Source organism: Acinetobacter sp. YH01008, assembly GCF_013420435.1.
GTDB classification, from domain to species: domain Bacteria; phylum Pseudomonadota; class Gammaproteobacteria; order Pseudomonadales; family Moraxellaceae; genus Acinetobacter; species Acinetobacter pseudolwoffii.
On record NZ_VOYD01000014.1, the window covers coordinates 30,218 to 46,048 of the forward strand.

At 43.0% G+C, this 15,831-nt stretch carries 13 protein-coding genes and 1 riboswitch; of the genes, 7 read left to right on the top strand and 6 right to left on the bottom strand.

What is annotated here, in order from left to right:
• Positions 1 to 229: 229 nt before the first annotated feature.
• Positions 230 to 685: an Hsp20 family protein gene (locus FTT75_RS09465; RefSeq protein ID WP_005095791.1), complete on the top strand. Its 456-nt coding sequence runs from the start codon at positions 230 to 232 to the stop codon at positions 683 to 685.
• Positions 686 to 788: 103 nt separating this feature from the next.
• Entirely contained in the window at positions 789 to 1,340 is a 552-nt protein-coding gene (locus FTT75_RS09470; protein WP_074384065.1) for a hypothetical protein, read from the top strand.
• Positions 1,341 to 1,383: 43 nt separating this feature from the next.
• On the opposite strand, the gene infC is transcribed toward FTT75_RS09470, so the two are convergent.
• The 4 genes from infC to FTT75_RS09490 all read right to left on the bottom strand — a co-directional run bounded on the left by infC (position 1,384) and on the right by FTT75_RS09490 (position 6,553).
• Positions 1,384 to 1,881 carry a translation initiation factor IF-3 gene (gene infC, locus FTT75_RS09475; RefSeq protein ID WP_004647518.1) on the bottom strand — a complete coding sequence of 166 codons (498 nt, stop codon included), beginning with the start codon at positions 1,879 to 1,881 and terminating at the stop codon, positions 1,384 to 1,386.
• Between the two features lie 59 nt (positions 1,882 to 1,940).
• Positions 1,941 to 3,863 carry a threonine--tRNA ligase gene (gene thrS / locus FTT75_RS09480; protein ID WP_005095787.1) on the bottom strand — a complete coding sequence of 641 codons (1,923 nt, stop codon included), beginning with the start codon at positions 3,861 to 3,863 and terminating at the stop codon, positions 1,941 to 1,943.
• Positions 3,864 to 4,087: 224 nt separating this feature from the next.
• On the bottom strand, positions 4,088 to 5,257 hold the full coding sequence (locus FTT75_RS09485; RefSeq protein ID WP_180186311.1) for an alanine racemase: 1,170 nt from the start codon (positions 5,255 to 5,257) through the stop codon (positions 4,088 to 4,090).
• A 12-nt stretch (positions 5,258 to 5,269) separates the two neighbouring features.
• Entirely contained in the window at positions 5,270 to 6,553 is a 1,284-nt protein-coding gene (locus FTT75_RS09490) for a D-arabinono-1,4-lactone oxidase (RefSeq protein WP_180186312.1), read from the bottom strand.
• A 233-nt stretch (positions 6,554 to 6,786) separates the two neighbouring features.
• Here FTT75_RS09490 and FTT75_RS09495 point away from each other — a divergent pair, with 233 nt between their 5' ends.
• Positions 6,787 to 8,427 carry an acyl-CoA synthetase gene (locus FTT75_RS09495; RefSeq protein ID WP_005095781.1) on the top strand — a complete coding sequence of 547 codons (1,641 nt, stop codon included), beginning with the start codon at positions 6,787 to 6,789 and terminating at the stop codon, positions 8,425 to 8,427.
• A 123-nt stretch (positions 8,428 to 8,550) separates the two neighbouring features.
• On the opposite strand, the gene trpB is transcribed toward FTT75_RS09495, so the two are convergent.
• Both trpB and FTT75_RS09505 read right to left on the bottom strand, forming a co-directional pair.
• Complete coding sequence (gene trpB, locus FTT75_RS09500) at positions 8,551 to 9,795, bottom strand: tryptophan synthase subunit beta (RefSeq protein WP_180186313.1); 1,245 nt, start codon at positions 9,793 to 9,795, stop codon at positions 8,551 to 8,553.
• Positions 9,776 to 10,420 carry a phosphoribosylanthranilate isomerase gene (locus FTT75_RS09505; protein ID WP_100329207.1) on the bottom strand — a complete coding sequence of 215 codons (645 nt, stop codon included), beginning with the start codon at positions 10,418 to 10,420 and terminating at the stop codon, positions 9,776 to 9,778. Before FTT75_RS09505 ends, trpB begins: the two co-directional genes overlap by 20 nt.
• A gap of 144 nt (positions 10,421 to 10,564) precedes the next feature.
• A riboswitch (cobalamin riboswitch) is annotated at positions 10,565 to 10,776 on the top strand.
• A gap of 37 nt (positions 10,777 to 10,813) precedes the next feature.
• Between FTT75_RS09505 and FTT75_RS09510 the strand changes: the two genes are divergently transcribed.
• The 4 genes from FTT75_RS09510 to FTT75_RS09525 all read left to right on the top strand — a co-directional run bounded on the left by FTT75_RS09510 (position 10,814) and on the right by FTT75_RS09525 (position 15,806).
• On the top strand, positions 10,814 to 12,667 hold the full coding sequence (locus FTT75_RS09510) for a TonB-dependent siderophore receptor (RefSeq protein WP_180186314.1): 1,854 nt from the start codon (positions 10,814 to 10,816) through the stop codon (positions 12,665 to 12,667).
• A 94-nt stretch (positions 12,668 to 12,761) separates the two neighbouring features.
• Positions 12,762 to 13,346 (top strand): cob(I)yrinic acid a,c-diamide adenosyltransferase, encoded by a 585-nt coding sequence (locus FTT75_RS09515; protein WP_005172582.1) that lies wholly within the window; start codon positions 12,762 to 12,764, stop codon positions 13,344 to 13,346.
• Positions 13,347 to 13,488: 142 nt separating this feature from the next.
• Entirely contained in the window at positions 13,489 to 14,202 is a 714-nt protein-coding gene (locus tag FTT75_RS09520; protein WP_005095772.1) for a glycerophosphodiester phosphodiesterase, read from the top strand.
• 440 nt (positions 14,203 to 14,642) lie between these two features.
• On the top strand, positions 14,643 to 15,806 hold the full coding sequence (locus FTT75_RS09525) for an acyl-CoA desaturase (protein WP_005095770.1): 1,164 nt from the start codon (positions 14,643 to 14,645) through the stop codon (positions 15,804 to 15,806).
• The last annotated feature ends 25 nt before the right edge of the window (positions 15,807 to 15,831 follow it).

A 15,831-nucleotide genomic window follows, 5' to 3' on the forward strand; every position in this document is an offset into this window, starting at 1 on the left:
GATTCAGCCAGAAACAACAAGCCTGTATTTCAAAAATATTTTTATATAAATATCATTGTCTTAATAAAAATTCATGTATTTTTTTATTTTTTATCTTGAAAATTTTTACAGCAGACACATATTTATTTGTGCATAAGGATTGCGTCAATCTTATGTACTGTCGATGTCTGACATGACAGATCTTATTTTCTTGTTTTTATAACTTTGCTTAATCGAGAAGGTTCTAATCATGAGCAACTTAAATCTTCATCCTCTGTTTCGTCGTAGTATCGGTTTTGATCGCTTGAATGACTTTATTGACTATGCCATGCAAAGTGATGCGCCGAATTATCCCCCGTATAATATCGAAAAGCATGGCGAAAATAATTATCGGATTGTGGTCGCAACTGCGGGTTTCCGTCAGGAAGAACTCGACATTCGTCTGGAAAATAAGTTACTGACCATTTTAGGTAAGCCTGAAAACCAGAGCAATGACCATACCGAATTCTTGCACAAAGGCATTGCACGACGTACATTTAAATTGTCTTTGCGTCTGGATGAATATATTGAAGTACAACAGGCAGATTATGAAAATGGTCTATTGATCATTGACTTGCAACGTATCATTCCAGAAGAGAAATTGCCGCGCCAAATTCCGATTGGCAATAAACTGCTGATTGAAAATGATGAAAAATCAGTTGAATAAGCCGGATTTGACTTAAAAGAAGGGCCCAAAAGGGCCTTTCTTTTTAACTCCAGATTCTCTAAGCTCATTAAAATAATACGCTTTATGATCATAAAAATAAGCTATGAACGCGTCAGAAAAAATCCTGTTTCATCAGAGTAGTCCGATCATGCGCGCTATCGGATATTTACTACTCTGTTATCCGGTTGGCATATTCAGCATTTTTTATTTAAGCAGTCTGCGTAGCAATTCCAGCTTTCTGCAAGGATTGTTATTTTTATGGCAGGAGTCGCCTGGCTTTTATGTTTATATCGGCGGCTTTCTTGGTCTTTCGCTGCTCATGCTGGGAACCAAACTAAAAATAACGTCTCAGGCAATTTATTATACTTTGGCCGGTTTCCGGATCAGCCTCTGCTTAAAACGACACTCGGTACACTATAGCTTTCTGAATCCGCGATACGATTCTCTCAAAGCCCATCTCAAGCGCTGGCTGAGTAGAACTCCAGCGCATCTCATCAGTCAACGCGATGGCACGCTAGATTTTAGATTATGCCAGCCTGATCTGATCAATCAAATCTGTCTCGGATTTTTCCGGATTCAATTGTCAATGTTTTCCCGGCAACAGGCTCAACAGATTATGCAGGCCATACAAACTGCCTGGAATTTTAGGGCATAAAAAAAGCCCTGCATCTGCAGGGCTTTTTTCGCTTCATGATTGCTTACTTTTTCTTTTTAGGACCAAGCAGCATACCCATTTGACGGCCTTCCATTTTCGGCATCTGTTCAACAGTACCGAATTCAGCCACGTCAGCTTCAATTTTTTGCAATTGAGCCAGACCCAACTGTTGGTGCGCCATTTCACGGCCACGGAAACGAAGGGTGATTTTCACCTTGTTACCTTCTTCAAGGAACTTGATGATTGCACGTAGTTTTACGTTGTAATCACCAACATCAGTACCCGGGCGTAGCTTGATTTCTTTCACCTGGACTTGATGTTGTTTTTTCTTCGCTTCTTTCTGCTTTTGCTTAAGATCAAACAAATGCTTGTTGAAGTCCATGATCTTACATACTGGTGGCTCAGCATTGGCTACGATCTCGACAAGATCAAGTTCCACACTTTCTGCTGCGCGCAGGGCTTCAGCTAAGCTTACAATCCCTTTTTGCTCACCATTTTCGTCTACAAGACGGACTTCTTTCGCACGAATTTCATCATTCAAGGCAGGACGGTTTGATTTGTTACCGCCCTGTTGATTACGGTCAGGCTGTTTAATCGCTGTTACTCCACAATGTACCGGCCGCGTTCGGCAACGGCTGCTTTTACTAGGTCAACGAAAGCATCGATTGACATAGTACCCAAATTTTTTCCTGAGCGGGTACGGACGTTTACTGTACCTTCTTCAACTTCCCGGTCCCCAAGTACCAGTAAGTAAGGAATACGCTCTAAAGTACGTTCACGAATCTTAAAGCCGATTTTCTCATTTCTCAAGTCAGAAATTGCACGAATACCGTTTTCTTTAAGTTTTGCGACAACTGACTCACATGCTTCTGCCTGAGAATCGGTAATATTCATCACACACGCTTGCATCGGCGCCAACCAAGGTGGCATGAAACCTGCGTAGTGTTCAATCAGTATACCAATAAAACGTTCAAAACTGCCAAGAATTGCACGATGTAACATTACTGGCTGATCGCGGTCGTTATCTTCTGTGACATAAGACGCATCTAAACGTTCTGGCAAGTTAAAGTCACACTGAATGGTACCACACTGCCAGACACGCCCCAGACAGTCTTTCAGAGAGAATTCAATCTTTGGACCATAGAATGCACCCTCGCCCGGCTGAAGCTCCCATTCAAGACCCGCAGCATCTAAAGCATCTGCTAAAGATTTTTCAGCCATATCCCAAAGTTTGTCATCACCGACACGTTTTTCAGGACGTGTTGATAATTTCATTTGTACTTCTTCGAAGCCAAAATCTTTGTATACGTCGAGTGTCAATTTGATAAAGTCTGCAACTTCAGGCCCAATCTGTTCTTTGGTACAGAAGATATGCGCATCATCTTGGGTAAAGCCACGTACACGCATAATGCCGTGTAAAGAACCTGATGGCTCGTTACGGTGACATGAACCAAATTCTGCCAGACGTACCGGAAGATCACGGTATGATTTTAAACCCTGGTTGAACACTTGTACGTGACAAGGACAGTTCATTGGTTTAACCGCGTAGTTACGGTTTTCAGAATGCGTGGTGAACATGTTGTCTGCATAGTTGGCAGCATGTCCTGATTTTTCCCACAGCGTGAAATCAACCACTTGCGGGGTACGGATTTCTTCATAGCCGTTGTCTTGCTGAACTTTACGCATGTATTGTTCAAGTACCTGGTAAATGGTCCAGCCGTTCGGATGCCAGAACACCATACCCGGTGCTTCTTCTTGCATATGGAACAAATCAAGCGCTTTACCAATTTTACGGTGATCGCGTTTTTCTGCTTCTTCAATACGTTTTACATAAGCTGCAAGCTGTTTCTTGTCTGCCCATGCTGTACCGTAAATACGTTGTAACTGTTCATTCTTAGCATCACCGCGCCAGTAAGCACCAGAGATTTTAGTCAGCTTGAACGATTTTAAGAATTTGGTATTTGGAACGTGCGGACCACGGCACATATCCAAGTAATCTTGATGGTAGTACAAGCCCATTTGTGTTTCTTCAGGCATGTCGTTGATCAAGCGTAATTTGTATTCTTCGCCACGCGCTGTAAATTCTGCAATCACTTCGTCACGCGGGGTCATTTTTTTCACAACATCATAGTCTTGATCGATGAGCTTTTTCATACGCTCTTCGATGGCTGCCATGTCGTCTAATGTGAATGGACGTGGCATCCAGATGTCATAGTAGAAACCTTCTTCAATGACCGGACCAATGACCATCTTTGCTTCTGGGAACAGTTGCTTAACCGCATGACCCACCAAATGCGCGCAAGAGTGACGAATAATTTCGACACCGGCTTCGTCTTTAGGCGTAATAATTTGTAAGGTTGCATCTTCAGTGATGAGATCAGACGCATCCACTAAACGGTCATTTACACGACCAGCAACGGTATTTTTTGCAAGACCAGGACCAATGCTGAGTGCAACGTCCATCACAGATACGGCTTGATCAAACTGTTTTTGATCGCCATTTGGCAAAGTGATAATTGGCATAAGAAATCCTTAAGGAGTGATGCCCCGTACCATGGAGCATGTCACCGCGAGATTATGATCGAGGAAAACCTCAAAAGATAAAAACGGTGGATAAATAAAATCGATTCGAATTTTACACGGCTTGGCCGCATGATTAAACCTTTTCCCCAATAAAAATCAGATTTACCCCCAAATCTTTCCCTGATCTTTAAAGACTTAGGCTCATCTCTTAATTCAAAATGTGGTTATTCCCGGAAAGTCTGCCACTCAATAAATGTTCTCTCACGATAAACATAGAGCTGGGCAAATTGCGGAATGATGGCTTCACTTTGTGTCGGCCTTAAAAACACATAATCATCGACATGAATATTGCATTGCCTAGGTACCTGAAGCATTTCCTGATTACTACTGCGACCATACAACAGATGCGGCCGGCTTTTTTCAGGATAAATATAATCTGCCTGCCAATAGCCACCATAGATAAACAGTGCTTTATGCCGATGCGGCAAATGATTCAGCATTTCCAGACCCGGAATCTGGCTATAAGACAATACCTTTAAAATCGGTGTGGCAATCCAGAGCGCACATTTTAAAGCGGATAAATTGTCCAGATCGAAGTCACTGGGTTTGAGCAGCATCGAGCCAAAAGCCAGATCATTACAGACACTCTGCTGGCAATGCTGCATAAAGGTCGGACTGCCACCACCGTTAAAACACAAATCTGCCCGCCATAAATCTGGGAATTGCTGCTGAATAGTATTTTTATATTGTTGATAAATCTGCTGCGATTGCTGATAACTTTTTTCGGGGCTTTTCAAAATATTCGGCAATTTGGCGACATGTGCATCATAGCCCATCAACCCCGAAAGCCTGAGAGCGTCGGGATGTTGCTGAATGAGTTTGAGTAAGGCTATTAACTGTTGCTGGCTACTCACCCCACCACGATGTAAGCCGACATCAATTTCAATATTGATATTTAACTGAAGATTAGATTCTTGAGCGAATTGCAGATATTGCTTCAAGCGTTTTATGTCATCGACCAGCCATTGAATATTGCTTTGATCATTTGCTTTATTTTGTTCAGGAACGTTTTGATAAAAACCTTGTACCGCATGAATCGGCATTGGCTTACCTAGCAAGATATCGGCCTGTTCAAATGCTCTCATCATTTCTAAAAGATGGGGTAAATGAAATACCATAAATCGTCGGGTATTCAGCTTTTCACTGGCCAGTTTGAGTAGCTGGATACTGGCTAGAGACTTCACCACCAGACGCGGCTTGAGCTGCGCAGGGATTTTTGCCTGTACAATCTCCAGATTCTGCTGATATTGAGCCAGATCCAGAATCAGTTGCGGTGTACCAGTTCCCTGCTGCTGCAAATCTTGGGTCAGTTGCTGAAAATACTTCGATTGCATAATTCGCTCCTGCTATTCAGACAAAAATAATTGTTTTAAATAGGGATTCAGCCATTTTTGCTGCGGATCCAGTTGCTGGCGCAATCTCATAAAATCATCCCATTTTGGGTAAAGATCACACAGCGAAGCGGCTGTCATGCTGTGCAACTTTCCCCAATGTGGCCGTCCCTGATACTTCTGAAAAATCGGCTCGACCAGATCGAAAATAGCTCGGCAATCCTGTTTATAAAACTGATGAATCGAAATCGAAACCGAATCACGCTGATAAAAAGGACTCAGCCATATCTCATCGGCTTTGACATAACGAAACTCGACTGGAAAGAACATCGGCACATTCTGCTTCCTTAAGGTGGCTAAAACCTCCTGCAGACACTGCAAGCCGGAATCGACCGGAAGCTGATATTCCATTTCATTAAATCTGGTCTGACGCGGAGTCGGAAAAATCCGGGATGACCAATCCACATAACAACTCGGTTTAACAAAAACACCCAATAATTTTTGCAGATAAGGATTAGATGCAGGAATAAATCGGGTCAATTCAGAACACAAAGTCAATAATGCATCTTCAGATGGCCAGTTCTCCTGCCTTGGCTGAATTTCATCATTCGTTTCATCCAGGGTTTTTAGCATGACCTGATCAGAATGAAGAAAAGCCCAAAATTCAATATGCCGGTGCTGATGTTTCCATTGATCGATATGCGCAAATACTTCTTTTAATGGACACAGCCGAATCTGTTCTTTTAATTTATAGCGCGGACGATTTTGCAGGGTAATTTTGGTCAATATCCCCAGACTACCTAACGCCACACGCCCCGCTTGAAATATCTCGGTATTCTGCTGATGATCACATTGCAATAGCTCTCCATCTGCAGTCAGCAATTCAAAACCGTCCACAAAAGCAGATAAACAGGGTAAATCGATGCCGGTGCCATGCGTTCCCGTGGAAATCGCTCCCGCCAGACTTTGCTGATCAATATCACCCTGATTGGGTAAAGCTTGATTGATCGGGGCAAGATATTCACCTAAATCATATAAACGCGTACCAGCGTGCACGGTACATTGAACTTTTGCCTCATCCAAAGCCACCACACCTTTTAAATGATCGAGATGAAGCAGCACATCATTGGTTTTAGCCAAAGCACTAAATGAATGCCCCGCACCTACTGCACGAATCTTTGCCTGTGACTTCACCAAACCTTGTAATTCGCTTATTTCTCTGGGCTGAAAAACTTGAGGAGCGCTGTGCTGACTCCCTGACCAGTTTCGCCAGACTGCATTCGCCTGTTGTATTTTCATTATTATTCTCTGGCTCATATTATTTTACTGACTCAATTAGAGTAAAATACCTAAAAAATCAAATATGGGAACCCACGGGTTCAAAAAAATCAAATAGGGCTAAATATTTTAATTAATATTCAATGACTTAAAATTTATATTAATTTACTCGACTAAAGCATAAATGCAAGATTTCGAAGAAGTGCATATCTTTTCAAAAGGATATGAAAATAACGATACAACGGAGTTTTACCATGGTTAGCGCATACGATGAATTACCGCGTACCCCCGCAAATTTTGTAGCCTTGTCACCTTTACGCTATCTAGATCGTGCAGCTTATATCTATCCGAATCAAAATGCGATTATTCATGGTCAGCGCCGCATTACCTGGCGTGAAAAATACAATCGCTGCCGTCAGTTTGCCAACCAACTCCAAAAATTAGGCATCGGTAAAAATGATACCGTGTCTGTCCTGCTGCCTAACGTCCCTGCCATGATTGAAGCGCACTTTGCTGTGCCGATGGCAGGTGCGGTACTCAATACCTTAAATACCCGTCTGGATGCCAAGACGCTCGCCTTTATGCTGGAACATGCTGAAAGCAAAGTCTTATTGGTCGACCCTGAATTTACTGCACTTGCGACCGAAGCACTGGCGCTGGTTTCACAAGAGATCTATGTGATTGATGTGGCCGATGCAGAGTTTGAAGGTGAAGACAGCCGTATTGGTCAAATCGAATATGAAGACTGGATTGCCCAAGGCGATGCAAATTTTGACTGGCATTTGCCTCAAGATGAATGGGATGCGATTAGCTTAAGTTACACCTCTGGAACCACGGGTAATCCGAAAGGTGTGGTTTATCATCACCGCGGTGCCTACATTAATGCAGCCAGTAATATCATTGCTTGTGGCATGATGCCTCGCGCGACCTATTTATGGACACTGCCACTGTTCCACTGTAATGGCTGGTGCTTTGCATGGACTATGGCGGCCAACGGCGGAACCAACGTCTGCCTGCGTAAAGTCGATGCCGAACTGATTTTCAAACTAATTGCTGAACATAAAGTCGATTACTTCTGTGGCGCACCGATTGTCCTGTCGATGCTGATCAATACGCCTGAAGAGAAAAAGACCAAAATTGACCATCGTGTCGAAGTCATGGTGGCGGGTGCTGCCCCGCCGGCTGCAATTATTGAAGGCATGCGTAATATCGGAATTAACGTCACACATGTCTATGGCTTGACTGAAACCTACGGCCCTTCTGCGCTCTGTGCATCACAGGCCGGCTGGAGTGATTTGTCTATTCAGGAACAGGCGCAATTGCATTCACGTCAGGGTGTGCCATATCCGCTACAAGATGGTATGAAAGTGCTTGATCCTGACACCATGCAGGAAGTTCCGCATGATGGTCAGACCATGGGCGAGATCATGTTCCGTGGCAATATCGTGATGAAAGGTTATTTGAAAAATCCGGAAGCGACCGCAGAAGCTTTTGCCGGTGGCTGGTTCCATACCGGCGATCTGGCCGTGTGTCAGCCTGATGGCTATGCCAAAATTACTGACCGATCTAAAGACGTGATTATTTCCGGAGGGGAAAATATTTCCTCGCTAGAAGTCGAAGAAGTGCTGTATCAGCATCCTGCCATTTTAACGGCAGCTGTTGTGGCCAAGCCGGATCCACGCTGGCAGGAAGTACCATGTGCCTTTGTAGAACTCAAAGCAGGACAAACTGCAACAGCGGAAGAGATTATGGAATTCTGCAAACAGCATCTGGCACGTTTTAAAGTGCCTAAAGATGTTGTGATTACCGAAATTCCAAAAACCTCGACCGGAAAATTGCAGAAATTTGTTTTACGCGAATGGGCCAAAGAACGCGCTGAAGGTGAGTTTTCTTAATTCCATACCAGTGTGTTTTTTCAAAATCTACTCAATAAAAAATCGTGCCAAGTTTTCTTAGCACGATTTTTTTTAACTTACCCTCTCCAAACCTATCCCATAGGGAGAGGCTGATCAGAACAGTTACATCTCAACCATTTCCACGCCATCAATACGTGCCACAGTCATCAAGTCTTTATCACCACGACCTGAAACCGTCGCAATAATGATTTGATCCTTGTCCATGGTCGGTGCAAGTTTAGACACATAAGCCATGGCATGTGCGCTTTCAAGCGCCGGAATAATGCCTTCAATCTTGGTTAAATCACGGAAACCCTGTAGGGCTTCATTGTCCGTGATCGGTACATAGTTCACACGTTCCATATCTTTCAGGAAGCTATGTTCTGGCCCCACACCCGGATAATCCAGACCGGCAGAAATTGAATGCGTTTCAATGATCTGACCTTCTTTATCCGACATCAGGTAAGTTCGGTTTCCATGCAGTACACCGACATGACCGGCATTTAACGGCGCAGAGTGCTTACCAGTTTCAATACCCAAACCTGCTGCTTCTACTCCATACATTTTCACGTCTTGATCGTTCAGGAATGGGTAGAACAAGCCCATGGCATTGGATCCACCACCAACACATGCGACCAGTGCATCTGGCAGACGGCCTGCCTGCTCCTGAATCTGACGGCGTGCTTCACGACCAATGATCGACTGGAAATCACGAACCAGCTGCGGATATGGATGTGGACCTGCCACAGTACCAATCACGTAATAAGTAGAATCGACATTGGTTACCCAGTCACGCATGGCTTCGTTCATGGCATCTTTCAAGGTTTTAGAGCCACTTTGTACAGGCACAACTGTCGCACCGAGCAAACGCATACGGTACACGTTCATGGCCTGACGTTTGACATCTTCAGCGCCCATAAATACCACGCACTCAAGACCTAAACGTGCTGCAATTGTGGCAGTTGCTACACCATGCTGACCGGCACCTGTTTCGGCAATAATACGTTTTTTACCTGACAATTTTGCAAGCAAGGCCTGACCAATAGTGTTGTTGACCTTATGCGAACCGGTATGGTTCAGGTCTTCACGTTTCAGATAAATTTGCGCACCACCCAACTCTTTCGACCATCGTTCAGCATGATATAAAGGACTCGGACGACCGACGTAAAACGCCAGATCACGGTCAAATTCTGCCAAAAACTGTGCATCATCTTTCATACGGAAGTAGAGCTTTTCCAAGTCTTCTAAAGCCGCCATGAGTGTTTCTGACACAAAACGTCCGCCATGAATACCGAAATGCCCGCGTTCATCCGGGAATTGGGTATAGTCAACTGCCTGACTGTTCTGGCTAGTATTTTGCTGATCCACGATGGACTCCTTGCATAAAGCGTTCTATGAGTTGTTGGTCTTTAATACCTTTTGCGGACTCGACACCGCCACTCACATCTACGGCATAGGCCTGTGTGGTGAGAATTGCCTGTTCGATATTGTCAGGATTTAAACCGCCTGCCAAGATCAAGGGAATATCAAGTTTGGGAAATGTCTCCCAATCGAAGCTGTGGCCCGTACCACCTTTCAGATCAGGATGCCATGCGTCTAACAGCACTGCACTCGCACCAGCATCTTGATAACGTTGAATTTCTGTAACTACGTCAAGATCAGGTTTGACCTGAATGGCCTTGTACCAGCGGCGTCCGACCTGTTGAGCGATTGTCTGACATTGTTCCGGCGTTTCATCACCATGGAATTGCACAATATCAAGATGAACCGTTTGCAAGATATCCTGAATCTCATTAGCTGAATGATTCACGAACAGTCCAACCACTTGCACATAAGGTGCAATGGCTTGAACCAGTTGAGCAGCTTGCTCTGCTGTAACAGCTCGGGGACTCGGTGGATAAAATACGAATCCTATCGCATCTGCACCTGCGTTCACCACAGCATGAACATCTTCGACTCGGGTGATTCCACAAATTTTGGCACGGGTTCGCATATTATGTTGGCTCTAGATCTACCAATGTATTGAACAATCTATAAGATTGGGGCAAATCATTGTAATGCAATTTTTCTGACTTGCGTAAAGTTCATCCGGATTATTCTCTATGCAGATTGTATATAACTCATACTGACTTTATACTGCGCTCACTTTGCAGCAAGTCCAAGCCTTCAGGCTTTAGGGAAGCTGGTGTAAATCCAGCACTGCCCCCGCAACGGTAAAAAATGAAACGTCTATCAATTTAAACTCTTCGGTTTACACCACTGCATCTTGATGTGGGAAGGTGGATATACAGCAAAGTCGCTGCTTTGCACATTTAAGTCCGGAAACCTGCTTGTTGTGTTCTATAACTCAATCATTCACGGGGAAGTGAATGTAGGGAGCTTTAACATGTCACTTCATTGTCAACCTACTGCCTTAGTAGGTGCGATCGCACTTGCCTTGGGTTTCACTTCATCTGTTCAGGCTGCCGAGCAAAAAGTTGCGAAAGCCTCTTTAGATACCATTGTGGTGACTGCCACACGTTCTGAAGAAAAGATAGAAAATGTACCTGCGCGGATTTCAGTGATTGATGAAAAAACCATTCAACAATCTCCTATTGCAGATTTAGGTTCTCTACTGAATAGAGAAGCATCTATTAACATTGTGCAATCAGGTGGTATTGGTCAAACGACATCTGCGTTCCTTCGTGGTACAGATTCAAAGCACCTTCTATTTTTAAAAGATGGCGTCAGTTTAAATACCGCTCTAGATGGTGGCTCTAATATTCCTTATATAGATTTAAGCGATATTGAACGTATTGAAGTCTTAAGAGGTCCTGCATCCGTTCAGTATGGTACAGATGCGATTGGTGGTGTCATCAATGTGATTTCTGCTACACCTAAAAAAACAGGGATATCATTAACCAATGAAATTGGTGAAAATCATACCTATAAATCTATTATTGGTGCAGATTTTGTAGATCAGTCAGGTTTATATGCTCAAATTAAAGGTCAGCGCCTTGAAAGTGATGGTACGCCTGTAACGAACAAAGCTAAAGTAAACGCGGGATACGATCAGAAAGGCTATAGTGCTAAATTAGGCCTCAATAAAGAAAAATATAGTGCAAGTCTTAGTTTTAGTGAGAATGAAGGAACTAATATTTACTATGGCGGCTCACAAGATTTTTTAAACCAAGTCCTTATTGCTAAAGCAAGTGCTCAAGTTTCACCGAACCTTTTACTGAATGGACAATACTCAAACTTCAAAGATGAATTATTAGGAGCCGGAAATAGCTATCTATTTAACACTGAACGTGATGAAGCTGATTTAAGTGCAAAATGGAAATTATCTAATACACAGCATCTTCTTTTAGGGGCCAGTTTAAACCAGACGAATATTGAAAGTTATTCAATCTTGGGGCAAAAACAAGATTTAGACAGTATTGGATATTATGTGCAACATAATTACGATACCAATAAAGTTCATACGCAAGCTGGTTTACGCCTAGAGGATCATGATGAATTTGGTAGCCATATTGTAGGTCAACTTGCAGGTCGATATAATCTAAATGCTAAAACTAGTATTTACAGCAATATCGGAACTGGTTTTAAAGCACCTACAGGTAACCAACTTTACTATTCTTACGATAATGCAACTTGGGGAGGTACTTACGGAAATCCTGACCTAAAACCTGAAGAAAGTATTTCGTATGAAATCGGTTTAGATCATCAGCTCACAAATAGTTTATCTTTAAACGCAGCACTCTATGAAACTCAGGTTGATAACCTAATTGATACTCGCCTGATCGAAGTAGGGAAGAAAGATAAGACCTATGACAATATTAGAAAAGCCCAAATGCAAGGTGGCGAATTCGGCTTAACATGGCAAAAAGATGATTTCTTTATAATTGGCGAGTATGCTTATGTTAGAACTGAAAATAAGGATACTGGCTTAGAACTTATTCGACGCCCTCGTCAATCACTTTCAACAACGATTGGATTAGAAAATAGTTTGTATGGTTTAAGCGCCACACTCATCGCAAAATCTACCTCTAAAATCTCTAATGTTGCTGATTCGGAAGAAGTTCCCGGATATGCAACTGTAGACCTAAATGGCTATTGGAATCTTAATCCTAATATTAAGTTATTTAGCAATATCAAAAATATTGGTGATGTGAAATTTAAAACTGCTTCATATGGTGGTGATGAATATTACATCAACGGTGGTCGCCTCGCATCTGCCGGTGTGACCTTTAAATATTAAGCCCATCCAAGTTCAAGCAAATACTTTTGGGATCATGTCATGGCTATGGCATGATTCTTTTTATTTACAGCATTTCATTATTTAAGGAACTTACATGGGTCACCGCTTAAGTAAAATTTATACCCGCACAGGCGATTCAGGCACCACAGGTTTAGGTGATGGTTCTCGCGTTGCCAAAGACGATTTACGTATTGATGCGCTCGGTGATGTGGATGAACTCAATGCCGTAATTGGCGTATTACGTGCACAGATTTCAGCAAGCACGATTGAAGATAAAGCCACTTGGGACAAATCTTTAAGCCTAATTCAACACTGGTTATTTGATCTCGGTGGTGAAGTGTGTATTCCGGGTTTTAATCTGGTACAACCTGTGTCGATTGATTTTCTAGAAAATGATATCGACCGGATGAATGAAGCCTTGCCAATGCTCAAAGACTTTATTCTGCCTGCTGGCACTTTAGTCTGCAGCTTTGCCCATCAGGCGCGCGCAGTCTGCCGCCGGGCAGAACGTAGCGTGATGTCAGTCCACTCTCGCGACCAGAATATTCAGGCAGCGTCGCTACAACTGCTGAACCGTTTATCAGACTGGCTATTTGTAGCATCGCGCACCTTGCAACGCAGCGAGGGCGGTTCAGAAGTGCTGTGGCAAAAAAATATCAATGACAGCATCGAAAACTAGAATTATTTCTTGATTCTAAATCTAAAAATACGCGTCAGATGTATCTTGATTTTACAGTGCATCTGACGACAATAAGCCTTATCATCTTTTTGTCACATAGCACGCATACAATGAAATCAACTTCTCAATTTATGGGCAGTCTATGCGCATAATTGGTCATCGTGGTGCACGTGGCGAAGCCCCTGAAAATACCCTAGGCGGTTTTCAATATATTCAAGACATCGGTATTCGCGCCGTTGAGTTTGATGTGCGTCAGCTCAAAGACAATGCCTTAATCATCATGCATGATGATGATTTTGTGCGAACCACAGGTTTGCAAAAGCATTTATATGAATGCAATCGTCAAGATCTTGCACACTATAATCATGCTGTGACCTGGTCAGACTGGAATAAAGTCGAAGCCACTCCCCTTTTAAATCAGACCTTAAATGTCATTCGAGACTTTGAGCATATTGAAGTCGAAATCAAAAGTGTCGATTCCGAAGCTGCGGCTGAGAAAATTGCACTGGGCGTTGCACAGCAACTGCAAGGCTATGAGCAGGCGGCCATCATTACCAGTTTTGATGCCAAAGTCCTGCAAGCCTTCAAACAGCAAAATTCCCGGCTAAAACGCGGTTTACTCATCGAAACCGACCTAAAATATCAAGCGATTGATCAGGCGCTAGAACTGGATTGCTGTCATATTGGCTGGATGAATGAGCTGGCCAGCAAAGACCTGATTCAGGCCACCCAGGCTGCTGAATTAAATATCAGTGTCTGGACGGTCAATGATGTGAGCCGAGCCAAAGAGCTGCGTGATTGGGGAATTCAAGGGCTAATTACCGATTACCCAAAACTGATGCTGCAGCAACTCTAAAAAACAGCCTGATTATTGATCAGTTCAAATCGTTTTATTTAAGACAGCTCGATTTCATGTCAAGCTATTAAAGCGTGTCTGACTTTTAGATTGATTCGACTTGAATGTTAAATTAATTGTCTATGAGATATATTCTGCAAATTTTCTGGCAATATTGTAGAAATGATGAACAGTTAAATCGCTTAATATTAGCCCAATTAAATAGTCTAAAAGACCGATAATCCTCAGTCACTTAGTCGGAAATCAAGCCCCGTCTAGACTGGCAAAATGGTCGTTTTTGCCCTACTTATCCTGTTACTGACAAGTACAATACAACCGTACAATAATGCTAGTGATGCTATAGGCCACATGCTAATATAAACAAGATAGGCTGCTGTTAAAATCAACAGTGGTTTCTGCTTTTTGTTAAACCTTCCGAGGTTCTAGGAGTGCTGTTGGAGATGAATGCTCCCTTACCCAAAGCCCCCATTAACTGGATTGCGGTGTTTGCATTGGTGTTATTACCCATTGTCGCCCTGATTGCAATTCCGTTATATGCGTATCACCATGATTTTAGCGCCGCCGCTTGGATCAGCATGTTTGTTTTACTGGGCGTAAGCAGCCTTGGCATTACAGCAGGATACCATCGCCTGTGGGCACATCGTGCTTATGAAGCCACTCTACCATTAAAAATCATCTTAATGATTATGGGTACATTTGCTGTACAGAATAGTATCTTGTTCTGGGCATCTGGTCACCGTACTCATCATCGTCATGTCGATGATGTGGATCAAGATCCGTACTCGATCAACAAAGGTTTCTGGTATGCACATATCGGCTGGATGTTACGTGATTATCCATCAGGTGTGGCAAACTATAAAAATGCGCCAGATCTGTTAAAAGACAAAGTCGTCATGTTTCAGGACAAATACTATATTCCATTAGTGATTGCCGTTCATGCTGCTATTTTGCTTCCAATTGGCTGGGCAGTTGGCGATGTCTGGGGAGTCTTGCTGCTGGGTGGATTAGTGCGTTTAATCCTAAGCCATCATGTGACTTTCTTCATCAACTCGCTGTGTCACATGTGGGGCAATCGTCCTTATACCGACGAGAACACTGCACGTGACAACTTCGTACTTGCGATTGCCACCTGGGGTGAGGGTTATCATAATTACCACCACATTTTCCAGTACGATTACCGTAATGGCGTGAAATGGTGGCAATACGATCCAACCAAATGGTTGATCTGGACCTGCTCTAAACTGGGTTTAGCCAAAAACTTACGTCGTATTCCTAGCTTTAATATCAAAAAAGCGGAACTGGCGATGAAGTTTAAATATGCTGAACAGGATCTTGCGGTCTATGGTCATGATGTTTCTGAAGACATCATTACTGTGAAAACCAAGATTGCACAGGAATATGATGCCTTTACCCAAACTTTAAATGACTGGGCCAAACTGAAAGAGCAAGAAATTCAGGTGAAAAAGGCTTCTATGGCAGAAAAAATTCACCAGATGGATGACAAACTGAAAGTTGAATTCCAGCTGGTTGAACAGCGTTTATCCCATCACCGGGCAACCTTAAATCTACTGGTTCGTAATTTGAAAAAATCAGCAGTATCTTAATAAAAACTGCTCACAAAAAAGCCCC